A 22,814-nucleotide genomic window follows, 5' to 3' on the forward strand; every position below is an offset into this window, starting at 1 on the left:
CTCTCCCTTGTATTCACTCATGAAAATGTTAATACATAAAAATGAATTTTTATGCGTTATGCCATGTGGTTTATTTTTGACCTTCCCGGCATGTCTTCAAACGCCTCACGGTTTTTTATCGCTTCCAGACGCGATTCTGCTGCCTGTGATGAGACAGTTTTGCTGATTTTCTGCGGCTTCAAACAGTATTTTCTAATCTGGCGGTAAATCCGCTGGCGATAGTGCGCAGTGCCCGTTAACCTGATGTTATTTTTATGTCGTCAGGATCAAAAAGAGAGAGACATTATGAAGGATTCATCCATCCGTATTGCGGTTGTAGGTGCGGGCGGCCGTATGGGACGCCAGCTGATTCAGGCCATCGAGCAAATGGACGGCGTGGTATTGGGCGCGGCGCTGGAACGTTCTGGTTCGTCTCTGATAGGTAACGATGCAGGTGAACTTGCCGGACTGGGTAAAAGCGGTATTACCGTGAATGAAAGCCTGGATGCCGTGCAGAATGATTTCGATATCTTGATCGACTTCACCCGTCCGGAAGGCACATTAGCGCATCTGGCATTTTGCCGTCAGCACCGTAAGGGCATGATTATTGGGACAACCGGCTTCGATGATGCAGGGAAGGCGGCGATTAAGCAGGCTGCACAAGATATCGGGATTGTGTTTGCAGCGAACTTCAGCGTCGGTGTCAATGTCATGCTGAAGCTGCTGGAAAAAGCGGCGAAGGTTATGGGCGATTATACTGATATCGAAATCATTGAAGCACACCACCGCCACAAAGTGGATGCGCCGTCTGGCACCGCGCTGGCGATGGGCGAAGCGATTGCCGATGCGCTGGGACGCGATCTGAAGTCTTGTGCGGTGTATGCGCGTGAAGGTCATACCGGCGAACGCGATCCGAAAAGCATTGGTTTTGCAACCGTTCGGGCGGGTGACATTGTCGGTGAACATACGGCGATGTTTGCTGATATTGGCGAGCGTGTTGAGATTACCCACAAGGCATCCAGCCGTATGACGTTTGCCAATGGTGCAGTAAGAGCGGCTATATGGATTAGTTCGAAGGAGAATGGTCTTTTTGATATGAGAGATGTACTTTCTCTGGATGATTTATAGTTTTTAGTTATTTATAAATAATCATATGATACTGATAAGGGTGGTTATTTTAATGATCACCTTTATTTTTATAGGTTACGTTTAATTTTTTTATCATTAATTGTTTTTATCCGTATTTTTTCGGTTTTTTAGCGAAAAGACTTCCCCTTTACTCCTGAAATGTCCTTTTCTGGTGATTTGTTATCCTTATTTTAACGATGTTGCCTCGCAACCGTTTACTTGTCTCAGTTGATGTGGGTTTTTACGCCAGTGGGCGGCTATTTATTTCGGAAAGCATAAAAATAAGAGAAAAAAAGCGGTTTGGGTAGACAATCAGGAAGACCATCATTAAAATGCGCCCAATTTGCCAAAAATTGGCCTTACAGGTAGTTTTTGCATTGATTTAGTGGCTCGAATCTGAATTAATATGCAAATAACGTGATTGTTTATTCCTTGGAGGGTGTTTTGATTAAGTCAGCGCTATTGGTTCTGGAAGACGGAACCCAATTCCACGGTCGGGCCATTGGGGCAGAAGGGTCGGCAGTGGGGGAAGTGGTCTTCAATACGTCGATGACCGGTTATCAAGAAATCCTTACTGATCCTTCCTATTCCCGCCAGATTGTCACTCTCACTTATCCCCATATCGGTAATGTCGGCGCCAATGCCAACGATGAAGAATCCCCCTCTGTACAGGCTCAAGGTCTGGTTATTCGCGATTTACCTCTGATTGCCAGCAACTACCGTAGTGAAGAAAGCCTGTCTGAATACCTCAAACGCAATAACATCGTTGCCATTGCCGACATTGATACCCGTAAACTGACCCGTCTGCTGCGTGAAAAAGGCGCACAGAATGGCTGCATCATCGCGGGTGATACGCCGGATGCCTCTGTCGCGCTGGAGAAAGCGAAAGCCTTTCCTGGGTTGAAGGGAATGGATCTGGCAAAAGAAGTGACGACGGCAGAAAGCTACAGCTGGCTACAGGGAAGCTGGACGCTGGAAGGTGAACTGCCTGCGGCGAAAACTGAAAGCGAGCTGCCTTACCACGTTGTGGCTTATGACTATGGTGTGAAACGCAACATTTTGCGTATGCTGGTGGATCGCGGCTGCCGCCTGACGGTTGTTCCGGCGCAGACTCCGGCCGAAGATGTGCTGAAGCTGAATCCAGACGGTATTTTCCTTTCTAACGGTCCGGGCGATCCGGAACCGTGCGACTACGCGATTCGCGCAATCAAAACTTTCCTGGAAACCGATATTCCGGTATTCGGCATCTGCCTGGGTCACCAACTGCTGGCGCTGGCGAGCGGTGCGAAGACCATCAAAATGAAGCTCGGCCACCACGGCGGCAACCACCCGGTAAAAGATCTGGATAACAACTGCGTGATGATCACCGCGCAGAACCACGGCTTTGCGGTTGATGAAGATAATCTGCCTGACACGCTGCGTGTCACGCATAAATCCCTGTTTGACCATACGGTTCAGGGGATTCACCGCACGGATAAGCCAGCGTTCAGCTTCCAGGGGCACCCAGAAGCAAGCCCAGGTCCGCACGATGCCGCGCCGCTGTTCGACCACTTTATTGACTTGATTCAGACTTACCGTTCTTCAGCTAAATAATCAGGAGCGAGACAATGCCAAAACGTACAGATATTAAAAGCATCCTGATTCTGGGCGCAGGCCCGATTGTTATCGGCCAGGCGTGTGAGTTTGACTACTCTGGTGCACAAGCCTGTAAAGCGCTACGTGAAGAGGGTTACCGCGTTATTCTGGTGAACTCCAACCCGGCAACCATCATGACCGACCCGGAAATGGCCGATGCGACCTATATTGAGCCGATTCACTGGGAAGTGGTGCGTAAAATTATTGAAAAAGAGCGTCCAGACGCGGTGCTGCCAACGATGGGGGGCCAAACTGCGCTGAACTGTGCGCTGGAGTTGGAACGTCAGGGCGTACTAGCCGAATTCGGCGTCACCATGATTGGTGCAACAGCGGATGCGATTGATAAAGCAGAAGATCGTCGTCGTTTCGATGTGGCGATGAAGAAAATTGGTCTGGATACCGCGCGTTCCGGTATTGCACACAATATGGAAGAAGCGCTGGCCGTAGCGGCTGAAGTCGGCTTCCCGTGCATCATCCGTCCTTCCTTCACGATGGGCGGCACCGGTGGCGGTATCGCGTATAACCGTGAAGAGTTTGAAGAGATCTGCGAACGCGGACTGGATCTTTCTCCAACCAAAGAGCTGCTGATCGATGAATCGCTGATCGGTTGGAAAGAGTATGAGATGGAAGTGGTGCGTGATAAGAACGACAACTGCATCATCGTCTGCTCAATTGAAAACTTCGATGCAATGGGGATCCACACCGGAGACTCTATTACCGTTGCACCTGCGCAAACGCTGACTGATAAAGAATATCAAATCATGCGTAACGCCTCGATGGCGGTATTACGTGAAATCGGCGTAGAAACGGGCGGTTCTAACGTTCAGTTTTCAGTGAACCCAAAAACGGGTCGTCTGATCGTGATTGAAATGAACCCGCGCGTATCGCGTTCTTCCGCACTGGCTTCTAAAGCGACGGGCTTCCCGATTGCGAAAATCGCAGCCAAGCTGGCGGTAGGCTACACGCTCGATGAACTGATGAACGACATCACCGGTGGCCGTACGCCAGCCTCCTTCGAACCGGCTATCGACTACGTTGTCACCAAGATTCCACGTTTCAACTTCGAAAAATTTGCCGGTGCTAACGACCGTCTGACCACGCAGATGAAATCGGTGGGGGAAGTGATGGCGATTGGCCGCACACAGCAGGAATCCTTGCAGAAAGCGTTGCGTGGTCTGGAAGTGGGGGCAACCGGCTTCGATCCGAAAGTGGATCTGGACGACCCAGAAGCACTGACCAAAATCCGCCGCGAACTGAAAGATGCGGGTGCCGAGCGTATCTGGTACATCGCCGATGCCTTCCGTGCGGGGATGTCTATCGATGGTGTCTTTAATCTGACCAACATTGACCGCTGGTTCCTGGTGCAGATTGAAGAGCTGGTGCGTCTGGAAGAGCAGGTTGCAGAAAAAGGTGCTACCGCGCTGGATGCCGAGTTCCTGCGTACGCTGAAGCGTAAGGGCTTTGCCGATGCGCGTCTGGCGAAACTGGCTGGCGTGGCGGAAAGCGAAATTCGCAAACTGCGCGATAAGTTCGACCTGCACCCGGTGTACAAGCGTGTCGATACCTGTGCGGCAGAATTCGCGACCGATACCGCTTATATGTACTCCACGTATGAAGAAGAGTGTGAAGCGAATCCGAGTCAGGATCGTGACAAAATCATCGTACTGGGCGGCGGGCCAAACCGTATTGGCCAAGGGATCGAATTTGACTACTGCTGCGTTCATGCCTCTCTGGCGCTGCGTGAAGATGGCTATGAAACCATCATGGTCAACTGTAACCCGGAAACTGTTTCAACCGATTATGACACCTCCGATCGCTTGTACTTTGAGCCAGTAACCTTTGAAGACGTGCTGGAAATCGTTCGTATCGAGAAGCCAAAAGGCGTCATCGTACAATACGGCGGTCAGACGCCGCTGAAACTGGCGCGTGCGCTGGAAGCGGCGGGTGTGCCGGTTATCGGTACGAGCCCGGACGCGATTGACCGTGCAGAAGACCGTGAGCGTTTCCAGCAGGCTGTTAATCGTCTGGGGCTAAAGCAGCCTGCTAACGCCACGGTAGCGACGATTGAGCAGGCGGTAGAAAAAGCGCGTGTCATCGGCTATCCGCTGGTTGTGCGTCCTTCTTATGTTCTGGGCGGCCGCGCGATGGAAATCGTGTATGACGAAATTGACCTGCGTCGTTACTTCCAGACGGCCGTTAGCGTGTCCAACGATGCGCCTGTGCTGTTAGACCGCTTCCTTGACGATGCCATCGAAGTCGATGTCGATGCGGTCTGTGACGGTGAACGTGTACTGATTGGCGGCATCATGGAGCACATCGAGCAGGCAGGGGTTCACTCCGGTGACTCGGCTTGTTCACTGCCAGCCTACACGCTGAGCAAAGAGATACAGGATGTGATGCGTCAGCAGGTTGAAAAACTGGCGTTTGAACTCTGCGTTCGCGGCCTGATGAACGTGCAGTTTGCGGTGAAGGATAATGAAGTTTATCTGATTGAAGTCAACCCGCGTGCGGCACGTACCGTACCGTTTGTCTCGAAAGCCACTGGCGTTCCGTTGGCGAAAGTCGCGGCACGTGTGATGGCAGGCAAAACGCTGGCTGAGCAGGGTGTCACGAAAGAGATTATCCCACCGTACTACTCGGTGAAAGAAGTGGTGCTGCCGTTCAACAAATTCCCTGGCGTTGACCCGATTTTGGGGCCAGAAATGCGTTCGACCGGTGAAGTGATGGGCGTTGGCCGCACGTTTGCCGAAGCGTTTGCTAAAGCGATGCTGGGCAGCAACTCGCACATGAAGAAGACCGGACGCGCGCTGCTGTCGGTACGTGAAGGCGATAAAGCGCGTGTGGTGGATCTGGCGGCCAAGCTGTTGAAGCACGGTTTTGAGCTGGATGCGACGCACGGCACGGCGATTGAATTGGGTGAAGCGGGCATTAATCCACGTCTGGTGAACAAGGTTCATGAAGGTCGTCCACACATTCAGGACCGCATCAAGAACGGTGAGTACACCTACATCGTCAACACCACCGCAGGGCGTCAGGCGATTGAAGACTCCAAGCTGATTCGCCGTAGCGCGCTGCAATACAAGGTGCACTACGACACCACGCTGAACGGTGGTTTCGCGACCGCGATGTCATTGACGGCAGATCCGACCGATAAGGTCACTTCCGTACAGGAAATGCATGCGATGATTAAAGGCTGATTGACTGACTTCGGTTGGCAGTAAGCTGATGGTAAAAGCCAGCGTTGGCAACAGCGCTGGCTTTTTTCATGGTTCACATTTCGGGTTTTAACCCAGCGCGACTTTGATACCCAACGCGATCAACACCGTGCCCAGCAGTTTATCCACCAGTTTCTGCGCGTTAGCCAGCCCGCGTCGTACCGGTTCGCTTTGGAAAAGCAGCACCAGCAGCGGCCACCAGACGACAGAGAGCAGCCAGATGATCATGGCATACCACAGCTTTTCACCGATGCCAGAGTGAATATTCAGCACCTGTGTAAACATCGCCAGAAAGAACAGTGTGGCTTTCGGGTTAAGCAGGTTGCAGAGATAACCTTGCAGGAACGCTTTTTTCAGGCTGACGTTTTGTTGCCCATGATGTGAAACGTCCATCTTGCTGCCGCCACGCGATAATAATGCCTGAATACCGATCCAGATCAGATAGGCGGCACCCGCATATTTCAGTACATTAAACAGCCACGGCGTGGTGGTGATGACGACGGCTAAACCAGCGACGCAGTATGCCATGTGCGTTGCCACGCCGCAGATGACGCCAAACGCGGTCATCAGCGCGGCAGCGCGCGTGTAGCGTGTGGCGTTCTTGATGACGAGAAAAAAGTCAGGGCCGGGGGAGAGCATCCCCAGCGTGGCGATAGTGGCGACAAACAGCGATGTTTCTAACATGGTCATTCCAGACAGTGAAAATAGTAAGAGCGGTTAAAATGATAGCGCCAGAATAATGAATTCGCATCACACTTATTGGTTATTCGGCGGCAATATGTTAACAATTATCCTTTCATTTTTTATGGTTAATTTCAGGGGCGAGTTGAGATAACAACATGGTCAGTGAATGTGAGAACCGTGAACCATTAAGTAGTGCAAAACCATCAAGTAGCGCGAAACAGATGGGGGAAGCGCCGCAGCAGCGGGAAATAACCCGACTGTGTATCCAGTGTGCGCTGCTGCTGTTACAGCATGGCGCGGAGAGTATGGTGGTAGAACAGTTGTCGTCACGGCTGGGTATAGCGCTCGGTGCTGATAGCGTTGAGAGCTCCATCTCAGCAAACTCAATCGTCCTGACTACCATCATGCAGGGGCATTGCCTGACGTCGACGCGGAAGAATGTGGACCGCGGCATTAATATGCACGTCGTCATTGAAGTTCAGCATGCGGTCATCATGGCCGAGCATAAACTGCTGGATGTGGCGGGTGTAGAAAAGCGTCTGGGAAATATCAAACCGCTGCGCTATCCGCGCTGGCTGATGGTGTCCGTCGTGGCACTCTCCAGCGGCTGCTTCAGCCGTTTGAACGGCGGAGGGTGGGATGCGTTTATCGTCACGCTGATTGCCAGCGGCCTGGCGATGTATGTCCGACAGGTCTTTACGGCACGGCACCTGAATCCGTTGATCAATTTCTGCATTACAGCGTTTGTTGCGACGTCGGCGTCAGGGCTACTGATGCGTTTGCCTGTTTTTTCTCAAACCTCGACGGTGGCGATGGCAGCGAGCGTGTTATTGCTGGTTCCCGGTTTCCCGTTAATTAACGCTGTGGCCGATATGTTTAAAGGGCACGTAAATACTGGTCTGGCACGCTGGACGGTCGCGAGCTTACTGACGCTGGCAACCTGTATTGGGGTCGTGATGGCGATGTCGCTGTGGGGATTACGTGGATGGGCTTAAGTTTACTGTGGGCACTGTTGCAGGATATGGTGCTGGCGGCAGTCCCTGCGTTAGGGTTTGCCATGGTCTTTAACGTGCCGCTGAAAGTGCTGCCTTACTGCGCGCTGCTGGGCGGCATCGGGCATGGCGTACGGTTTCTGGCGATACATTTCGGCATGCATATCGAGTGGGCGTCGTTTCTGGCGGCGATCCTGATCGGTATCGTCGGTATTCGCTGGTCACGCTGGCTGCTGGCGCACCCGAAAGTTTTCACCGTCGCGGCGGTGATCCCGATGTTTCCCGGTATTTCTGCCTACACGGCGATGATCTCGGTGGTGGAAATTTCGCATCTTGGCTACAGTGAAGCGCTGATGAGCGTCATGATGACCAATTTCCTTAAGGCCAGTTTTATCGTCGGCGCGCTCTCTATCGGCCTGTCTTTACCGGGAATCTGGCTCTACCGCAAACGGCCGGGAGTATAAAACTCTTATATTACGTTTCGGTCTCGTATCTATGTCGACGAGTGAAAGGGCTTTCCGTATATACACGTCATCTTTCAAACCGCATGGGCGTTGGCTTTCCTCTTCTCACCCCAGTCACTTACTGGTGTAAGCTCCTGGGAATTCGCTTCGTCGCCGCCTTCATGCAACTTGAATTATTTAGTGTATAGTGTCAGCAATTTTCTGACCTACAGGGTTTTTTCACCATGGTTATTAGTTTGATTGCTGCACTGGCAGTGGATCGCGTGATTGGCATGGAAAACGCGATGCCGTGGCATTTGCCCGCCGATCTGGCATGGTTTAAGCGCAATACGCTTAATAAGCCGATTATTATGGGGCGTAATACTTTTCGTTCTATCGGTCAGCCGCTGCCAGGTCGGCTGAACATTGTCGTCAGTAATCATCCCGGTGATGACGATCGTGTGACCTGGGTCTCTTCGCTGGACGCTGCGATGGCGGCGGCGGGCGACGTTGAGGAAGTGATGGTCATTGGCGGCGGTAGTATTTATCAGCAAATGCTGGCGCAGGCTAATCGCCTCTACCTGACGCACATTGATGCCGATGTGGAAGGCGACACGCATTTTCCTGACTATGAGCCGGATGAATGGCAATCTGTTTTCAGCGAATTTCATGATGCTGACGAGCGTAATTCTCACCGTTACTGCTTCGAAATTCTGGAACGCCGCTAAGCACGTTTTCACTGCGCTAGCGTCCTGCCAGCAATACGATCGTTCACCAAACCCGCCTTGTTGCGGGTTTTTTCGTTTTCTAGCCAGATGTTTTAATTTGCCGTCTGACAACTTTCCCAAATGGCGTTTCTCAGCCAGCGATGCGCAGGATCGCTCTCACGTCGCGTGTGCCATACCTGCTGGAAAGCAAAATCGGGTATCGTGAATGGAGGCGGAAAAATGCGCAAATCAGACCTATTAACCTGCGCCATGCTACGCCGTGCGGCGGTCAAAATCAGGTCAGTACCGGCAATGAGGTTGATGGCGGCATGCCAATGGGGCAGTGTCAGCACGACATTGCGCGCCAGGCCGCTTGCAGCCAGCACGCTGTCAACTTCATTGGCAGAATCGGGATGCATCGTGACCAGAATATGTGGCCGTTCCAGCCATGCCTCAAACGACAGCGTACCGTTTTCCGGCAGCGTGGCGCGGTCGGCCAGACAGGCAAACTGTTCTTCAAAAAGAAGCGCGGCGTGCACCTCGGGTGGACGTTCGGGAAACACGCCGAGGCCTAAGTCGATTTCTCCATCGATCAACTGCGCCAGCATCATCTCACGGCCGGCGTGGCTGACAGCCAGTGAAATACCGGGTGCCAGCGCACGTAAATGACGCATGAGCGTTGGCAATACCGCGTTGGAGCCATAATCAGAGAGTGCCAAACGGAAATGTCGCGTGGTATGGCGCGGATCGAATTGTGGGGTCTGGATGAGTCCGTTCAACTGATCAAGTGCGTGTTCCAGCGTGCCGAGCAACGCCTGAGCGCGGGTGGTTAGCGTCAGGCCAACCTCACGACGGACTAACAGCGGATCGTTAAAAATCTGGCGAAGCTGGGATTGAATGGCTGACGGCAGGCTGGCTACGGTGCAGGCGTAGCGCGGCCCGCGTGACGTGTTTTTCCGTCAACAGCGCGTGCAGCGTTAACAACAGATTCATATCGATACGACGTAAATCATCCATTTTGTGCATGCCTTCAGTATGAATTACGAATTTCCATCAGTTTAATGGATGGGGGAGTATGGGAACATACCAATTACGTTGTGAACTTTATAGTGTGAACGAGGGGGTTCCATGTCGTTATTCTCTTCTTTTTCTCTCTCACTGCCGCTGGGTATCGCTGTGCTTGCCGGGAGCATTGTGCCTTTTCAGGCTGCCAGTAATGCGGCGCTGGGGCGCGCATTAGGTCATCCGCTTTGGGCAACGTTGCTCTCCCTGCTGGTCAGTATTTGTGTGCTGTTACCGATTCTGTTTGCTGCTCGAATACCTGTGCCTGCGGTTGGTTCCGCTTTACAGGGGCCGTGGTGGATCTGGCTGGGGGGCATGTCGGGTGTCGCTTATATCACCGCGGCGTTATTGCTGACGCCAAAGCTCGGCGCTTCAGGCTTTATTGTCTGTGTGATTGCGGGTCAGGTTATGGCATCGCTGATTATCGATCATTTTGGCTTGATGGGGCTGGCGGTGAAGCCGGCAACGCTGGGGCGAATAGCGGGTGTCGCATTAATCATTATGGGAATGCTGGTGGTGCAATACTCTGCGGTTTCTCAACCGCTGGCAAAACCCGCTGTTGCGACCCATAGCAACCACAATGAGAGGTGAGCGGCACAAACAGGTCACATTTCCGTCATCTGTCATCGTTAGTATAAGAAAGAGTGATGATTTACATCGCTAAATCGAGATGTCGTTAAGTCGCTGTGTTTGATAGGCAGGAGACAGTAAGCATGACGAATAGAAACAGCAAGTTGAATACTGACCGCCTGAGCGATCCACGTCGCCGCGAATTACCGTCAGGCGACGTAGAAGCTGTGGGGCTGGCTGGATTTCTTGGCGGCGGTATCTGGTCGATTCCCGCCGAGGAGTTAGCCGTTCGGCCAACCAAAAACGTTCAGTCTGGGACGGCTTTCCCCTTTCTGTGACAATGGCGAGACTGCAACAGAGTCAATGCATGCGCGCATTGACTCATTCGATCAGGACGCGCTATCGCCAGAGAGGCTGGTATTTGATGAAAACGACGATTGCGTGAAATAGCGCTTATCGTCCCAACGCAGCATCGTCAGTTCGCCCCCCCAACAGCACCCGGTATCCAGCGCGTAAATGTTTTCCGGTGTGCCTTTTCCTTCCAACGATGCCCAGTGACCGAAAGCAATAGCATATTCTCCCGCAACCTGACTCGGTAGTTCAAACCACGGTTTTAGCAGAGAAGGGGCCTGGCTCGGTGGTTCTTTACAGAGCATATCCAGTTGACCGCCGGAGAAGCAGTAGCGCATGCGGGTAAAGACGTTGGTGCTAAAGCGCAGACGTGCCAGACCGCTCAGTTCTGGGCTCCAGTGGTTCGGCATATCGCCATACATGGCGTCGAGGAAAAGCGGGTAGCTGTCGCTGCTCAGGATCGATTCGATCTCGCGCGCGCATATGATCGCTGTCGGCAAATCCCACTGTGGCGTGATACCTGCATGGGCCATGACCAGCTTCAGATCGTCATCAACCTGTAAGATCGGCTGGCGTCGTAGCCAGTTGATGAGCTCGTCTGCATCCGGCGCAGTGAGAAGATCGCTGATACGATCTTTCGGTTTGTTGCGGCTGATACCGGCATAAACGGCTAACAGGTGCAGGTCGTGGTTGCCGAGCACCAGGCGGACAGAAGAACCGAGAGAGCGAACGAAGCGCAGAACTTCAAGCGAATCCGGCCCGCGTGCGACTAAGTCACCGGTTAACCACAGCGTATCTTGCTCAGGAGTAAAAGAAACTTGCGCCAATAGCGCTTTGAGTTCAACTAAACAGCCGTGAACATCGCCAACTAAATAGGTAGACATAATTAATGTATCAGTGAAGGGATAGCCAGACGGAAAACGGGGATGGAAACCTGAAACGCTTTACCCTGATGGTCGGTCATATGGTAGTGGCCTTCCATCGTGCCGAGGGGTGTTTCGATGACGGCACCGCTGGTATATTGGAATTCGCTGCCAGGGTGGATAATCGGCTGTTCGCCGACCACACCTTCCCCCTGAACTTCAGTTTGTCGGCCGTTACCGTTGGTGATCAGCCAATAACGCCCCAGAAGTTGGACTTCATGACGCCCCAGATTGCGAACCGTAATCGTATAAGCAAACACGAAACGTTCTTCATCAGGCTCTGATTGTGATTCCACGTAGAAGCTCTGAACCTGTACACAAACACGGGGCGCATTAATCATGATGAACTCCAGTTATTCCTGTTTTGCAGGATGTTCGCTTAACCAGTTTGCCAATCGGCAATACTGCTCAACGGTCACATTCTCTGCGCGGCTGGAGGCATCGATCCCCAGCTCGGTGAGCACGTCCGGGGTGAACAGATTGCCCAGACTGTTACGCAGTGTCTTACGACGTTGGTTAAACGCTTCCGTTGTGATGCGACTCAGTACGCGAATGTCGCTGACCGGGTAGGGGATCTCGGCATGGGGGACGAGTCTCACTACGGCGGAATCAACTTTAGGTGCGGGCTTGAACGCCTCAGGCGGCACTTCAAGCACCGGAATTACCTGACAATAATACTGTGCCATGACGCTCAGGCGTCCGAAAGCTTTGCTGTTCGGCCCTGCGACCAAACGGTTAACCACTTCTTTCTGCAACATAAAGTGCATGTCGCGGATAGATTGAGTATAGCTGAACAGGTGGAACATCAGCGGTGTGGAAATATTATACGGCAGGTTGCCAAAAACGCGCAGCGGTTGGCCGGCTTGCTCAGCGAGCGCGGCGAAATCGATCGTCATGGCATCTTGCTGAATAATGGTCAGCTTATCTTTCAGCCTCGGATGTGTTTCCAACCGCGCGGCCAGATCCCTGTCCAGCTCAATCACGGTAAAACGATCCATCCGTTCGCCGACAGGGGCGGTCAGTGCGCCGAGACCCGGGCCAATCTCTACGACGGCTTGACCCGGTTGAGGATGAATGGCCGAAACGATGCTATCGATCACGAAGTGATCGTTTAAAAAGTTTTGCCCAAAACGTTTACGGGCGAAGTGACCTTGGTGTACGCGATTATTCATTACTGTGTTTTATCATTTTAATGGCAAGATTTAATGCCGTGATGAAGCTGCCGGGGTCGGCACTGCCGGTTGCGGCCAGCTCAAGCGCTGTACCGTGATCAACGGATGTGCGGATAAAAGGTAACCCCAGCGTGATATTAACGGCGCGCCCGAAACCCTGATATTTCAGAACCGGGAGCCCTTGATCGTGATACATCGCCAAAACGGCGTCAGCGTGTTGCAAGTACTTGGGCTGGAAAAGCGTGTCGGCAGGCAGTGGCCCTACCAGCTTGATGCCCCGATGGCGAAGTTCGTCCAGCGCAGGATTAATCACATCCAGCTCTTCACGACCCATATGGCCGCCTTCACCAGCATGAGGATTCAAGCCACAAACATAAATTTGTGGTTGAGCGATGCCGAATTTTGTCTGCAAATCGTGGTGCAAAATCGTGATGACTTCGTGCAGGCTCTGGCGGGTAATGGCCGCAGAAACGGCCGCAAGTGGCAGATGCGTGGTCGCTAAAGCAACGCGCAGTTCTTCTGTCGCCAGCATCATGACGACACGGTCACAGTGGCTGCGATCGGCGAAAAATTCAGTGTGTCCACTGAACGGGATTCCGGCATCGTTGATAATGCCTTTATGTACCGGACCGGTAATCAGCGCGGCAAATTCACCGTTCAGGCAGCCGCCGCAAGCACGCGCTAGTGTCTCAACGACATAAGCGCTGTTAGCGATATTCAATTGACCTGGAATGATGGTTGCCGATGCAGCGATCGGCAGAATGGTGAGGCTACCTGCCTGTTGTGGCCGTGCGGGTTGGCCGGGTTGATAGTCACGCAGCGTCAGCGGCATAGACAACTGCAGTGCGCGACTGAGTAGCAGTTCGGGATCCGCACAGATGACCAGCTCCACAGACCAGTCCTGCTGAGCCAGAGCAACCACCAGATCGGGGCCAATCCCGGCGGGTTCGCCGGGGGTGATTACAACGCGTGGCGTATTGCTCTCAGTCTGCATGAGTTTCAGTCTGCATTAGTTAGTGGTGCCATTAATCACTTTGATATAGGCCGATGCACGCTGTTCCTGCATCCAGGTTTGCGCTTCTTCGGCGAATTTACGATTAAAGATCATACGGTACGCCTGCTCTTTTTGTGCTGCGTCGGTTTTATCCACCTGACGGGTATCCAGCAACTGAATCAGATGCCAGCCAAAAGAGGAATGAAAAGGCTGACTGATTTCGCCTTTCTTTAGTTTCAACAACGCATCGCGGAAGGCCGGATCGTAAATATCTGGAGAAGCCCAGCCAAGGTCGCCGCCCTGATTCGCTGAACCTGGGTCCTGAGAAAGCAGCTTGGCTTGCGAGGCGAAATCGGTGCTGCCGTTTTTGATTTGCTGTGCCACTTCGGTCAGCTTGGCTTGCGCCTGACTGTCCGTCATGACGACGGAAGGTTTGATCAGAATATGGCGAGCATGGGTTTCGGTTACCGATACGCTTTTGCTACCACCGCGAATATCGTTCACTTTCAGAATGTGGAAACCCACGCCAGAACGGATCGGGCCGACGATTTGGCCTTTTTGCGCTTGGGTTAGGCGCTCGGCAAACAGCGTTGGGATCTCTTGTAGTTTACCCCAGCCCATCTGGCCGCCTTTCAGCGCCTGAGAGTCAGCCGAATAGGTGATAGCCAGCCTACCAAAATCCGCGCCTTCACTGATTTGTTTCACCAAAGAGGTTGCTAGATTTTCCGCCTCATCAACCTGCTGCTGAGTGGGGTTTTCCGGCAAGGGGATTAGAATGTGGCTCAGGTTCAGCTCATCGTTTTCACCGGTCTGGTTGGCGATCTGCTTAGCCAGCGTATCGACTTCCTGCGGCAGTACAGTCACGCGACGACGGACTTCGTTGTTACGAACCTCCGAGATCAGCATCTCTTTGCGAATCTGGTTACGGTAGGTGTTGTAATTCAGGCCTTCATAGGCCAACTGGCTTTTTAGCTGGTCCAGAGACATACGGTTCTGAGCGGCAATATTGGCAATCGCCTGATCCAACTGCTCATCCGTCACCTGGATACCCATCTTCTGCGCCATTTGCAGGATGATGTTATCCATGATCAAACGGTCGATAATCTGATGACGCAGCGTGGCATCATCCGGTAATTGCTGTCCAGCCTGCTGGGCGTTCAGTTTTACCGACTGCAAAAGACCGTTTACATCACTTTCCAACACGACGCCGTTGTCGACCACTGCTGCGACTTTATCAACCACCTGTGGTGCTGCGAACGCGGTAGAGGCACTCAGTGCCAATCCGAGAATAAGCGTTCTCCAGTTCTTCATACCTTTCCCATTATTTCATCCGCAAGGCGGGTTAAAGTTCCAACATTTCCGTAAGACAGCCTGTTTGTGTTTGCTACATCCTTATCGGCTCAGCACTCTGGATGACATCAGAATGCGCGCTGGTAAGGCAAAATACCCGAACGCAGCATTTTGTCGGAGCCCAGGCTGTAATTACTGCTTAAACCACGTAATTCGATATTAAACGACACTTTGTTGTCGTATTCGCTGCTGCGGCTGACGCTGTTCCAGTCGGTAATTTTACGCTCATAACCGACGCTCACGGCCCAACAGCAGGTGTTGTACTGTAAGCCAATGAGCTGGTTTGCTGGCTGATTGGCCTTGGTGTCGTAATAATAAGCGCCAACGACAGCCCAACGTTCGACAATCGGCCAGCTCGCGGTGATACCAACCTGCGAGATGCCTTGCTGAGAACCCTGATTGGTCACGTTTGGTAGCATGTCGCGAATATATTCAGGACTTGCGTAACGATAGTTTAACTGCACCAGACGTTCCGCATCGCGACGGTATTCTAACACGGCGTCACCCAGCGCGACTTCGTTCAGGCGATTGTCATACTGCAAACCACCGCGAACACCCCAACTGTCATCGATTTTTAGGAAGGAGTCACCCGCCCATACTTGGCTGCCGTTATTATCGCTTTTATCGAGCGCCGTGTTGCGGTCACCCGTGCGTGGACGATCGAAGTAATAGATTTGACCAATAGAAGCGTTAAAACGTTCAACCAACGCGTCATCATAAATACGCGTAGTGACACCTGTCGCAACCTGATTGGCGGACGCGATGCGATCCAGGCCGCTGTAACTGCGATCGCGGAACAGGCCGGAATAGTCGGTCTGCATCAGTGTGGAGTCATAGGTATGGATCCCGCTCTGGTCGCGGTAAGGCACGTACAAGTACTGCGCGCGAGGTTCCAGCGTTTGGGTATAGGCTTTCGACCAGTCCATTTCGCGTTCAAAGACCATTTTGCCATCAACTTTATATTGCGGCATAACGCGGTTAACGGAGCTCTTGAGCGCGTTTTTATTGACGTCGGTGACGCTAGGGTCGGCACGGTAACGATCCAGATTGTCCTGCTGATAGTGTGTCGCTAACAGTCTGGCTTCGGTATTCAGGCTGGCCCAGTGGTTTGCCAGCGGGAGACTCAGCGTGGGTTCAACGTGCAGACGTGTCGCTTCCGGTCGGTTGTCGTTGACGTTGGTAAATTTTACCGCCTGACCATAAAGGTGCATATCAACCGGGCCGATATCATTCTGATAATAATTGATATCGAGCTGCGGCTCAGCACGGTAGACATCGCGGCTGGTTGCATTAGAGAAGACCTGGAACCGTCTGCTGGACAACGTGGTGTCCCAGTTTTGGTTCGCATAACCTGCAATGAGCTTTTGGGTGACGTAGCCATCGGTGGTCGAGCCGTAATTCGAGTCCAGATCGGTGAAGTAGCGGTCGTCGCTGACTTTGGTGTAGTCTGCGTTAAAACGCCACACCTGATCCATCACGCCGCTGTGACCCCAATGGAACAGCCAGCGTGTATCGTTACTATCCTGCGGGGCGACTTTAGCGTATTCATTGTCGCTGGGCAGCCAGTCGAACTGAATCATGCCGAGGCCCGGCGTGGTCAGGTAGCGGAATTCGTTCTGCCACTGCATACCACGTTTAGTTTGCAGGTGCGGTGTGATCGTGGCGTCAAAATTAGGCGCGATGTTCCAGTAATAGGGCGTCAGCAGTTCAAAACCATTGCTGCTGCCATATTTCGCATTGGGGATCAGGAAGCCAGAGCGTCGTTTATCGCCGATAGGAAGCTGCAAATACGGGCTATAGAACACAGGTACGCCAGCAATCTTGAAACGTGCGTTCCAGATTTCAGCAACCTGCTCTTCTCTGTCTTGAATCACTTCCGAACCGACGACACTCCAGCTATTATCTCCCGGCAGACAGGAAGTGAAAGAGCCGTTTTCCAGAATAGTGTAGCGGTTGCTGTCACGCATTTTCATTTTATCGGCGGAACCACGCCCTTGACGGCCCACCATCTGGTAGTCGCCTTCATAGACGTCGGTATCTTTGGTGTTCAGGTTGGCCCAGGCTTTAGGGCCTTTCAGGATAACCTGATTGTCATCGTAGTGGACATTTCCCGTCGCGGTAATGGTTCGCGTGGGCGTGCTGACCTGCGTTGCCGGATCCAACTGATTCAGTTCCACCTGCTCGGCAGTCATGACGCTGTTGCCTTGCTGGATGTTGACATTACCTGTGAATTTGGCGCTGTCTGGGTAGCTGGCTTCGGTTTTATCGGCCTGAATATTCACCGGCAACTGATTGGGATCGCCAGTGACCAGCGGTCTGTTGTACGTGGGGACACCCAGCATGCACTGTTCAGCGAGATCGGCCAGCGCGTGCTGGCTGTAAAGCGCCGACCAAACTAGAGTGGCCAGCAGCGTTGGGAAACTTTTTTTCATACGCAGTATCAGGTGTTCCGTCATCAGAGGCATCATGCCGGCAAACGGTCAGAGACTATATCACTCGTTAGCGTTGCGCCAGTGTTAAATCCCCACCGCCTATACGCACCGCCGTTAGGTGCAAAGATAAATGACAGGTATGATAAAGCAATTTTTGGCTGACGGCATGAGGATTTGAGGAGTATATGCGGTATTGGGGAAAGTTGCTGGGGTTAGCGCTGGGGATCGTTTCAAGCGCTGGCATCTGGGGAATGATCATGGGCTTACTGATGGGGCATTGGATTGACAAAGCCCGGGCATCGCGTCGCCGTGATTATTTTTCGGCCCAGTCTACTCGCCAGTCCTTGTTCTTTCTCACGACCTTTCAGGCCATGGGACACCTGACCAAATCCAAAGGGCGGGTGACGGAAGCTGATATCAAGATCGCAACCAAAATGATGGATCGCCTTGAGCTATTTGGTGAAGCCAGAACCGCTGCTCAACAAGCTTTCCGCGAAGGAAAGGCCGGCCATTTCCCTCTGCGAATAAAATTACGTAAGCTGCGCGATGCCTGTCTGGGACGCTTTGATTTGATTAAAATGTTTCTGGAAATCCAGCTTCAGGTCGCGTTTGTTGATGGTGTTTTGCACCCGAGTGAACGGCGTGTGTTGTACGTGATTGCCGATGAGCTGGGCGTGACGCGCGAGCAGTTTGAGTTCTTTCTGCGCAATATGGAAAGCACCTCAGGGCAACAGTCTCGGCAGAATCAGTCACGACAGAACGGGAAATCACATCAACGCCGCAATAATGGCTATTCCAACGGCCATTCTTATGGCGGTCAGCGTCCGGCGTCACCACCGCGTGGACCAACGGTCGAAAGTGCCTGTCGTACGCTGGGCGTGCGCAGCTGCGATGACGCCGCGACGATTAAGCGAGCCTACCGTAAACTCATGAGCGAGCACCATCCCGATAAGCTGGTCGCCAAGAAGCTGTCGCCGAGGATGATGGAGATGGCCAAGCGCAAAGCGCAGGATATTCAGGCAGCTTATGAACTGTTGAAAAGCGCGAATCAAACAAAATAACCCGCACCTTTCCCTTCTTGCTTCCCCGTTTTATCGCTCTACCAAATCTGATTTGCCGATACTGTCGGCGCGTTTGCCTCAGAAATCCGCTTCGCAACGAAAGTGCATAGGGGTATTGAAAGCCGGGTGCGTGATTGCCAATTCTTGTGCGTGCAGTAACAGGCGAGGCGCCATCGCTTTAGCATCAGGATGTGCATAAAAGCCATCGCCGAGGATCGGGTGGCCGAGTGCCAGCAGATGGACGCGAAGTTGATGGGAACGACCAGTGATCGGCATCAGCTTGACGTGCGTCGTACCGTCATCGTCGCGTGAGAGTACCTGATATTCTGTCTGCGCCGCTTTGCCTGTTTCAAAGCAGACTTTCTGTTTTGGGCGGTTCGGCCAGTCGCAGATCAGCGGAAGATCGATGACGCCTTCATCCTGCGCCATATGCCCCCAGACGCGGGCAAGGTAGGATTTCTTCGGTTCGCGCTCGCGAAACTGGCGCTTTAGTTCACGCTCGGCGGCTTTTGTGAGTGCGACGGCCATCACGCCGCTGGTTGCCATATCCAGACGATGAACGGATTCAGCCGTCGGGTAGTCTGCCTGAATGCGGCTCATGACGCTGTCTTTGTGTTCTGGCGCGCGGCCGGGAACCGACAGCAGACCGCTGGGTTTATTCACCACCATGATGTGCTGATCCTGATACAGAATATGCAGCCAGGGATCGGTAGGCGGATTATAGGGTTCCATTCACGCTCCAAAATACGCAAGAGACAGGGATGTCGTTGCTGTTTGACCGAGATACACGGGCTTATCACGGGGCGAGGTGTTACTGCGGAAACCTCATCCCCGTGCTTTCCCTAATATGCAGCTATCCGTGTGCTGAAAAGTCTGGCTAACCATATATGCATAAGAGGTTGCTGACAAAGTCCGCAGAGCGGGGGTAACGGATAGATCGTAAAGACGCTGCAAGTACATCCATGTAAGCTCGGATTGCGCCATCCATGGCGCAAGCGCTTTACTCTTCTATTCCGTTACTCCCGTTTTCATTCGGCGAATAGATTTGTCAACGGTCTGATGAGGCATATATGGGCGGCACATTACTGGTGCGTCACCACAACCAGACGAATCGCATCCAGACGCCAGTTGGCTTCGTGCAGGTTGCTCAGCACCTGCTCGCGCTGGTTTTCCAGTGCAGTCAGCTCATCTTCACGAATGTTAGGGTTGACGGCTTTTAGCGCTTCCAGACGCTCTAATTCGCGGCGCAATTGCCGGTCAGCCTGCTCCTGCGCTTCGGTAATGAGCTGGCGTGCCTGCGTTTCGACTAACGCTTCTGCCTGTTGCAACATGGCGTGAACATCGGCTTGTACCGCATTCACCAGCTTGCTGGACGTATGACGGTTTACCGCGTTGAGCTGGCGATTGAAGCTCTCAAACTCAACCTGTGCCGCTAGATTAGTCCCTTTGCGATCCATGAGCAGGCGAACCGGCGTTGGCGGCAGGAAACGGGTCAGTTGCAGGTGTTTAGGCGCTTGTGCTTCCACGACGTAAACCAGCTCAGCCAGCAGCGTGCCGACCGGCAGGGCTTTATTTTTCAGTAACGACACCGCACAGCTTCCGGTGTCACCGGACAGCACCAGATCGAGCCCGTTACGGATAAGCGGGTGTTCCCAACTGATAAACTGTGCGTCTTCGCGGGAAAGGGCCTGATGGCGATCGAACGTGATCGTACAACCGTCCTGCGGCAGGCCAGGGAAATCTGGCACCAGCATATGATCGGATGGCGTCAGGACGATCAGATTATCGCTGCGATCTTCCTGATTAATACCAACAATATCAAACAGGTTCAGTGCGAATGTCACCAGATTGACGTCATTATCCTGCTCGGCGATGGCCTGCGCCAACTGCTGCGCCTGTTCGCCGCCGTTAGAATGCATTTCCAGCAGGCGATCTCGGCCTTGTTCAAGCTGCTGTTTCAGGCTGTCGTGCTGTTGGCGGCAGGTGTGAATAAACTCATCCAACCCCTGTTGTTCACCGACGGTGGTTAGTCGTTCGATCAGTTGCGTATGGTGCGCATCATAGATGGTGCGACCTGTCGGACAGGTATGCTCAAACGCATCCAACCCTTCGTGATACCAGCGCACCAGCATGGCCTGCGCGGTATTTTCCAGATACGGTACCAGAATCTGAATTTCTTTTGCCTGCCCGATACGATCCAAACGGCCGATGCGCTGTTCCAGCAGATCGGGGTTGAACGGCAGATCGAACATCACTAACTGGCTGGCAAACTGGAAGTTACGGCCTTCGGAACCGATCTCTGAACAGATCAACACCTGTGCGCCTTCTTCTTCGGAAGCGAAATAGGCGGCGGCACGGTCACGTTCCAGAATCGACAGCCCTTCATGGAAGACAGCGGCGCGAATCGCTTCACGCGTGCGCAGCACTTGCTCCAGTTGTAGCGCCGTGGCGGCCTGCGCACAGATCACCAGCACTTTTTCATCACGGTTGGCGGTCAGATAGTTCAACAGCCATTCTACGCGCGGGTCGAAGTTCCACCAGGTGGCATCGTCCCCCTCGAGCTGTTGATAAATTTGTTCTGGGTACAGCATGTCGCGGGCGCGCACTTCCAGCGTCTTATTCGCGTTCATGATGCCGGATACTTTAATGGCCGTTTGGTACTGTGATGGCAACGGCAGGCGGATTTGATGCAGGATACGCTGCGGGAAACCTTTGACCCCCTGACGCGTGTTACGGAACAACACGCGGCTGGTACCGTGGCGATCCATCAGCATGGCGATCAGTTCCTGACGCGCCTTCTGATTATCATCGCTGTCGCTGTTGATGGCTTTCAGCAGCGGCTCAATGTCCTGTTCGCCTAGCAGATCGCTCAGCGCATTCAGTTCAGCGGTTTGCGCTTTTTCACCGGCTAATAGCAGGGTGACCGCATCGGCGACCGGACGATACTGCTGCTGTTCAGTAAGGAATTCCTGATAGTCGTGGAAACGGTTGGGATCGAGCAGACGTAAGCGCGCAAAGTGGCTCTGCTGACCAAGCTGTTCCGGCGTCGCGGTCAAGAGCAGAACGGCTGGTGTGGCGCGTGCCAGCGTTTCAACGGCCTGGTATTCCGGGCTAGGGCTTTCTTCGCTCCAGACCAAATGGTGGGCTTCATCCACCACCAACAGATCCCAGTCTGCGTTGACGAGTTGCGCAAAACGCTGGGCGCTGCGCTGCACAAATCCCAATGAACAAATCACCAACTGTTCCGTTTCAAATGGGTTGCTGCTGTCCAGTTTGGCTTCGGCATAGCGCTCGTCGTCAAACAGCGAGAACAACAGGTTAAAGCGGCGCAGCATTTCAACCAGCCACTGATGTTGCAGGGTTTCCGGTACGATAATCAGCACGCGGCTGGCACGACCTGCCAGCAGTTGCTGGTGGATGATCATACCGGCTTCAATGGTTTTCCCCAGACCGACTTCGTCCGCCAGCAAAACGCGTGGCGCATGACGTTGGCCGACTTCGTGAGCGATATGAAGCTGATGCGGGATGAGGCTGGCGCGCATGCCGCGTAACCCGACCTGTTGCTGTAGCGCCTGCTCGTTCTGATGCTTGCGGGCGCGATAGCGCAGGGCAAAACGATCCATACGATCAATCTGTCCGGCGAACAGACGATCTTGCGGTTTATTGAATGTCAATTTGCTGTCCAGAAAGACTTCACGCAGTTCTGCTGGCGTTTCATCATCCAGACGTTGGCCGCAATACACCAGTAACCCTTTTTCTTCTCGCACGTCATCGACTTTGAGCTTCCAGCCTTCGTGGCTGGTGACGGTATCGCCGGGATTGAACATCACGCGAGTGATGGGGGCGTCGCTGCGGGAATAAAGTCGGTTTTCACCGCTGGCAGGAAAAAGCAGCGTTATCATACGCGTATCGACGGCAACAACCGTTCCCAGTCCAAGTTCGCTTTCCGTATCGCTGATCCAGCGCTGACCAAGTGTAAAAGGCATAAATTCTTAGCTCGATGTTCGTCTGTGTCGGGGGAATGTCTGATCACATTATCGGGTGCCGATAATGTTGCTGATGCAAATTCAGAAAGGGCGTTATGGTAATGGATGACGGTGCGTTCGTCACCCCTCA

At 53.1% G+C, this 22,814-nt stretch carries 20 protein-coding genes; 9 read left to right on the top strand and 11 right to left on the bottom strand.

The window, feature by feature from the left end; translation table 11 throughout:
* Window positions 1–285 precede the first annotated feature (285 nt).
* The 3 genes from dapB (at window position 286) to carB (ending at window position 5,939) form a co-directional block, all read left to right on the top strand.
* Complete coding sequence (gene dapB / locus ACKQAD_RS01495; protein WP_409158514.1) at window positions 286–1,107, top strand: 4-hydroxy-tetrahydrodipicolinate reductase; 822 nt, start codon at window positions 286–288, stop codon at window positions 1,105–1,107.
* 444 nt (window positions 1,108–1,551) lie between these two features.
* Window positions 1,552–2,700: a glutamine-hydrolyzing carbamoyl-phosphate synthase small subunit gene (gene carA, locus ACKQAD_RS01500; protein ID WP_409158515.1), complete on the top strand. Its 1,149-nt coding sequence runs from the start codon at window positions 1,552–1,554 to the stop codon at window positions 2,698–2,700.
* 14 nt (window positions 2,701–2,714) lie between these two features.
* Window positions 2,715–5,939, top strand: a complete 3,225-nt coding sequence (gene carB, locus ACKQAD_RS01505) for a carbamoyl-phosphate synthase large subunit (protein ID WP_409158516.1) — start codon at window positions 2,715–2,717, stop codon at window positions 5,937–5,939.
* 87 nt (window positions 5,940–6,026) lie between these two features.
* Here carB and ACKQAD_RS01510 read toward each other — a convergent pair whose 3' ends face one another.
* On the bottom strand, window positions 6,027–6,641 hold the full coding sequence (locus tag ACKQAD_RS01510) for a LysE family translocator (protein WP_409158517.1): 615 nt from the start codon (window positions 6,639–6,641) through the stop codon (window positions 6,027–6,029).
* 221 nt (window positions 6,642–6,862) lie between these two features.
* On the opposite strand from ACKQAD_RS01510, the gene ACKQAD_RS01515 reads away from it, so the two are divergent.
* The 3 genes from ACKQAD_RS01515 to folA all read left to right on the top strand — a co-directional run bounded on the left by ACKQAD_RS01515 (window position 6,863) and on the right by folA (window position 8,804).
* Entirely contained in the window at window positions 6,863–7,636 is a 774-nt protein-coding gene (locus tag ACKQAD_RS01515; protein ID WP_409158616.1) for a threonine/serine exporter family protein, read from the top strand.
* The gene (locus ACKQAD_RS01520) at window positions 7,627–8,097 is read left to right on the top strand and encodes a threonine/serine exporter (RefSeq protein WP_409158518.1); all 471 of its coding nucleotides are present in this window, start codon (window positions 7,627–7,629) and stop codon (window positions 8,095–8,097) included. Before ACKQAD_RS01515 ends, ACKQAD_RS01520 begins: the two co-directional genes overlap by 10 nt.
* A 224-nt stretch (window positions 8,098–8,321) precedes the next feature.
* Complete coding sequence (gene folA, locus ACKQAD_RS01525) at window positions 8,322–8,804, top strand: type 3 dihydrofolate reductase (protein ID WP_409158519.1); 483 nt, start codon at window positions 8,322–8,324, stop codon at window positions 8,802–8,804.
* A 92-nt stretch (window positions 8,805–8,896) separates the two neighbouring features.
* On the opposite strand, the gene ACKQAD_RS01530 is transcribed toward folA, so the two are convergent.
* Both ACKQAD_RS01530 and ACKQAD_RS01535 read right to left on the bottom strand, forming a co-directional pair.
* On the bottom strand, window positions 8,897–9,595 hold the full coding sequence (locus ACKQAD_RS01530) for a LysR substrate-binding domain-containing protein (RefSeq protein ID WP_409158520.1): 699 nt from the start codon (window positions 9,593–9,595) through the stop codon (window positions 8,897–8,899).
* 58 nt (window positions 9,596–9,653) lie between these two features.
* A complete protein-coding gene (locus ACKQAD_RS01535) occupies window positions 9,654–9,800 on the bottom strand; it encodes a helix-turn-helix domain-containing protein (RefSeq protein ID WP_409158521.1) in 147 nt (48 codons plus the stop codon).
* A gap of 111 nt (window positions 9,801–9,911) precedes the next feature.
* Here ACKQAD_RS01535 and ACKQAD_RS01540 point away from each other — a divergent pair, with 111 nt between their 5' ends.
* Both ACKQAD_RS01540 and ACKQAD_RS01545 read left to right on the top strand, forming a co-directional pair.
* On the top strand, window positions 9,912–10,436 hold the full coding sequence (locus tag ACKQAD_RS01540) for a DMT family transporter (RefSeq protein WP_409158522.1): 525 nt from the start codon (window positions 9,912–9,914) through the stop codon (window positions 10,434–10,436).
* 122 nt (window positions 10,437–10,558) lie between these two features.
* On the top strand, window positions 10,559–10,753 hold the full coding sequence (locus tag ACKQAD_RS01545; protein ID WP_409158523.1) for a hypothetical protein: 195 nt from the start codon (window positions 10,559–10,561) through the stop codon (window positions 10,751–10,753).
* A 51-nt stretch (window positions 10,754–10,804) separates the two neighbouring features.
* Here the strand turns inward: ACKQAD_RS01545 and apaH are convergent, their stop codons facing one another.
* From apaH to lptD, 6 genes are all read right to left on the bottom strand, one after another.
* Window positions 10,805–11,650: a bis(5'-nucleosyl)-tetraphosphatase (symmetrical) ApaH gene (gene apaH / locus ACKQAD_RS01550; RefSeq protein WP_409158524.1), complete on the bottom strand. Its 846-nt coding sequence runs from the start codon at window positions 11,648–11,650 to the stop codon at window positions 10,805–10,807.
* Window positions 11,651–11,652: 2 nt separating this feature from the next.
* Complete coding sequence (apaG, locus tag ACKQAD_RS01555) at window positions 11,653–12,030, bottom strand: Co2+/Mg2+ efflux facilitator ApaG/CorD (RefSeq protein WP_015841767.1); 378 nt, start codon at window positions 12,028–12,030, stop codon at window positions 11,653–11,655.
* A 12-nt stretch (window positions 12,031–12,042) separates the two neighbouring features.
* A complete protein-coding gene (gene rsmA, locus ACKQAD_RS01560; RefSeq protein ID WP_409158525.1) occupies window positions 12,043–12,861 on the bottom strand; it encodes a 16S rRNA (adenine(1518)-N(6)/adenine(1519)-N(6))-dimethyltransferase RsmA in 819 nt (272 codons plus the stop codon).
* Window positions 12,854–13,855 carry a 4-hydroxythreonine-4-phosphate dehydrogenase PdxA gene (gene pdxA / locus ACKQAD_RS01565; RefSeq protein ID WP_409158526.1) on the bottom strand — a complete coding sequence of 334 codons (1,002 nt, stop codon included), beginning with the start codon at window positions 13,853–13,855 and terminating at the stop codon, window positions 12,854–12,856. The genes rsmA and pdxA overlap by 8 nt, the downstream gene beginning before the upstream one ends.
* A gap of 15 nt (window positions 13,856–13,870) precedes the next feature.
* Window positions 13,871–15,166: a peptidylprolyl isomerase SurA gene (surA, locus tag ACKQAD_RS01570; RefSeq protein WP_409158527.1), complete on the bottom strand. Its 1,296-nt coding sequence runs from the start codon at window positions 15,164–15,166 to the stop codon at window positions 13,871–13,873.
* 107 nt (window positions 15,167–15,273) lie between these two features.
* Window positions 15,274–17,673, bottom strand: a complete 2,400-nt coding sequence (gene lptD, locus ACKQAD_RS01575) for an LPS assembly protein LptD (RefSeq protein WP_409158528.1) — start codon at window positions 17,671–17,673, stop codon at window positions 15,274–15,276.
* A 149-nt stretch (window positions 17,674–17,822) separates the two neighbouring features.
* On the opposite strand from lptD, the gene djlA reads away from it, so the two are divergent.
* Window positions 17,823–18,698, top strand: coding sequence for a co-chaperone DjlA (gene djlA / locus ACKQAD_RS01580; RefSeq protein ID WP_409158529.1), 876 nt, complete (start codon window positions 17,823–17,825; stop codon window positions 18,696–18,698).
* A 78-nt stretch (window positions 18,699–18,776) separates the two neighbouring features.
* On the opposite strand, the gene rluA is transcribed toward djlA, so the two are convergent.
* On the bottom strand, window positions 18,777–19,430 hold the full coding sequence (gene rluA / locus ACKQAD_RS01585; protein WP_409158530.1) for a bifunctional tRNA pseudouridine(32) synthase/23S rRNA pseudouridine(746) synthase RluA: 654 nt from the start codon (window positions 19,428–19,430) through the stop codon (window positions 18,777–18,779).
* A 350-nt stretch (window positions 19,431–19,780) separates the two neighbouring features.
* Entirely contained in the window at window positions 19,781–22,684 is a 2,904-nt protein-coding gene (rapA, locus tag ACKQAD_RS01590) for an RNA polymerase-associated protein RapA (protein ID WP_409158531.1), read from the bottom strand.
* Window positions 22,685–22,814: the final 130 nt, after the last annotated feature.

The sequence above is a fragment of the Pectobacterium artocarpous genome, assembly GCF_046159765.1.
GTDB lineage: Bacteria > Pseudomonadota > Gammaproteobacteria > Enterobacterales > Enterobacteriaceae > Pectobacterium.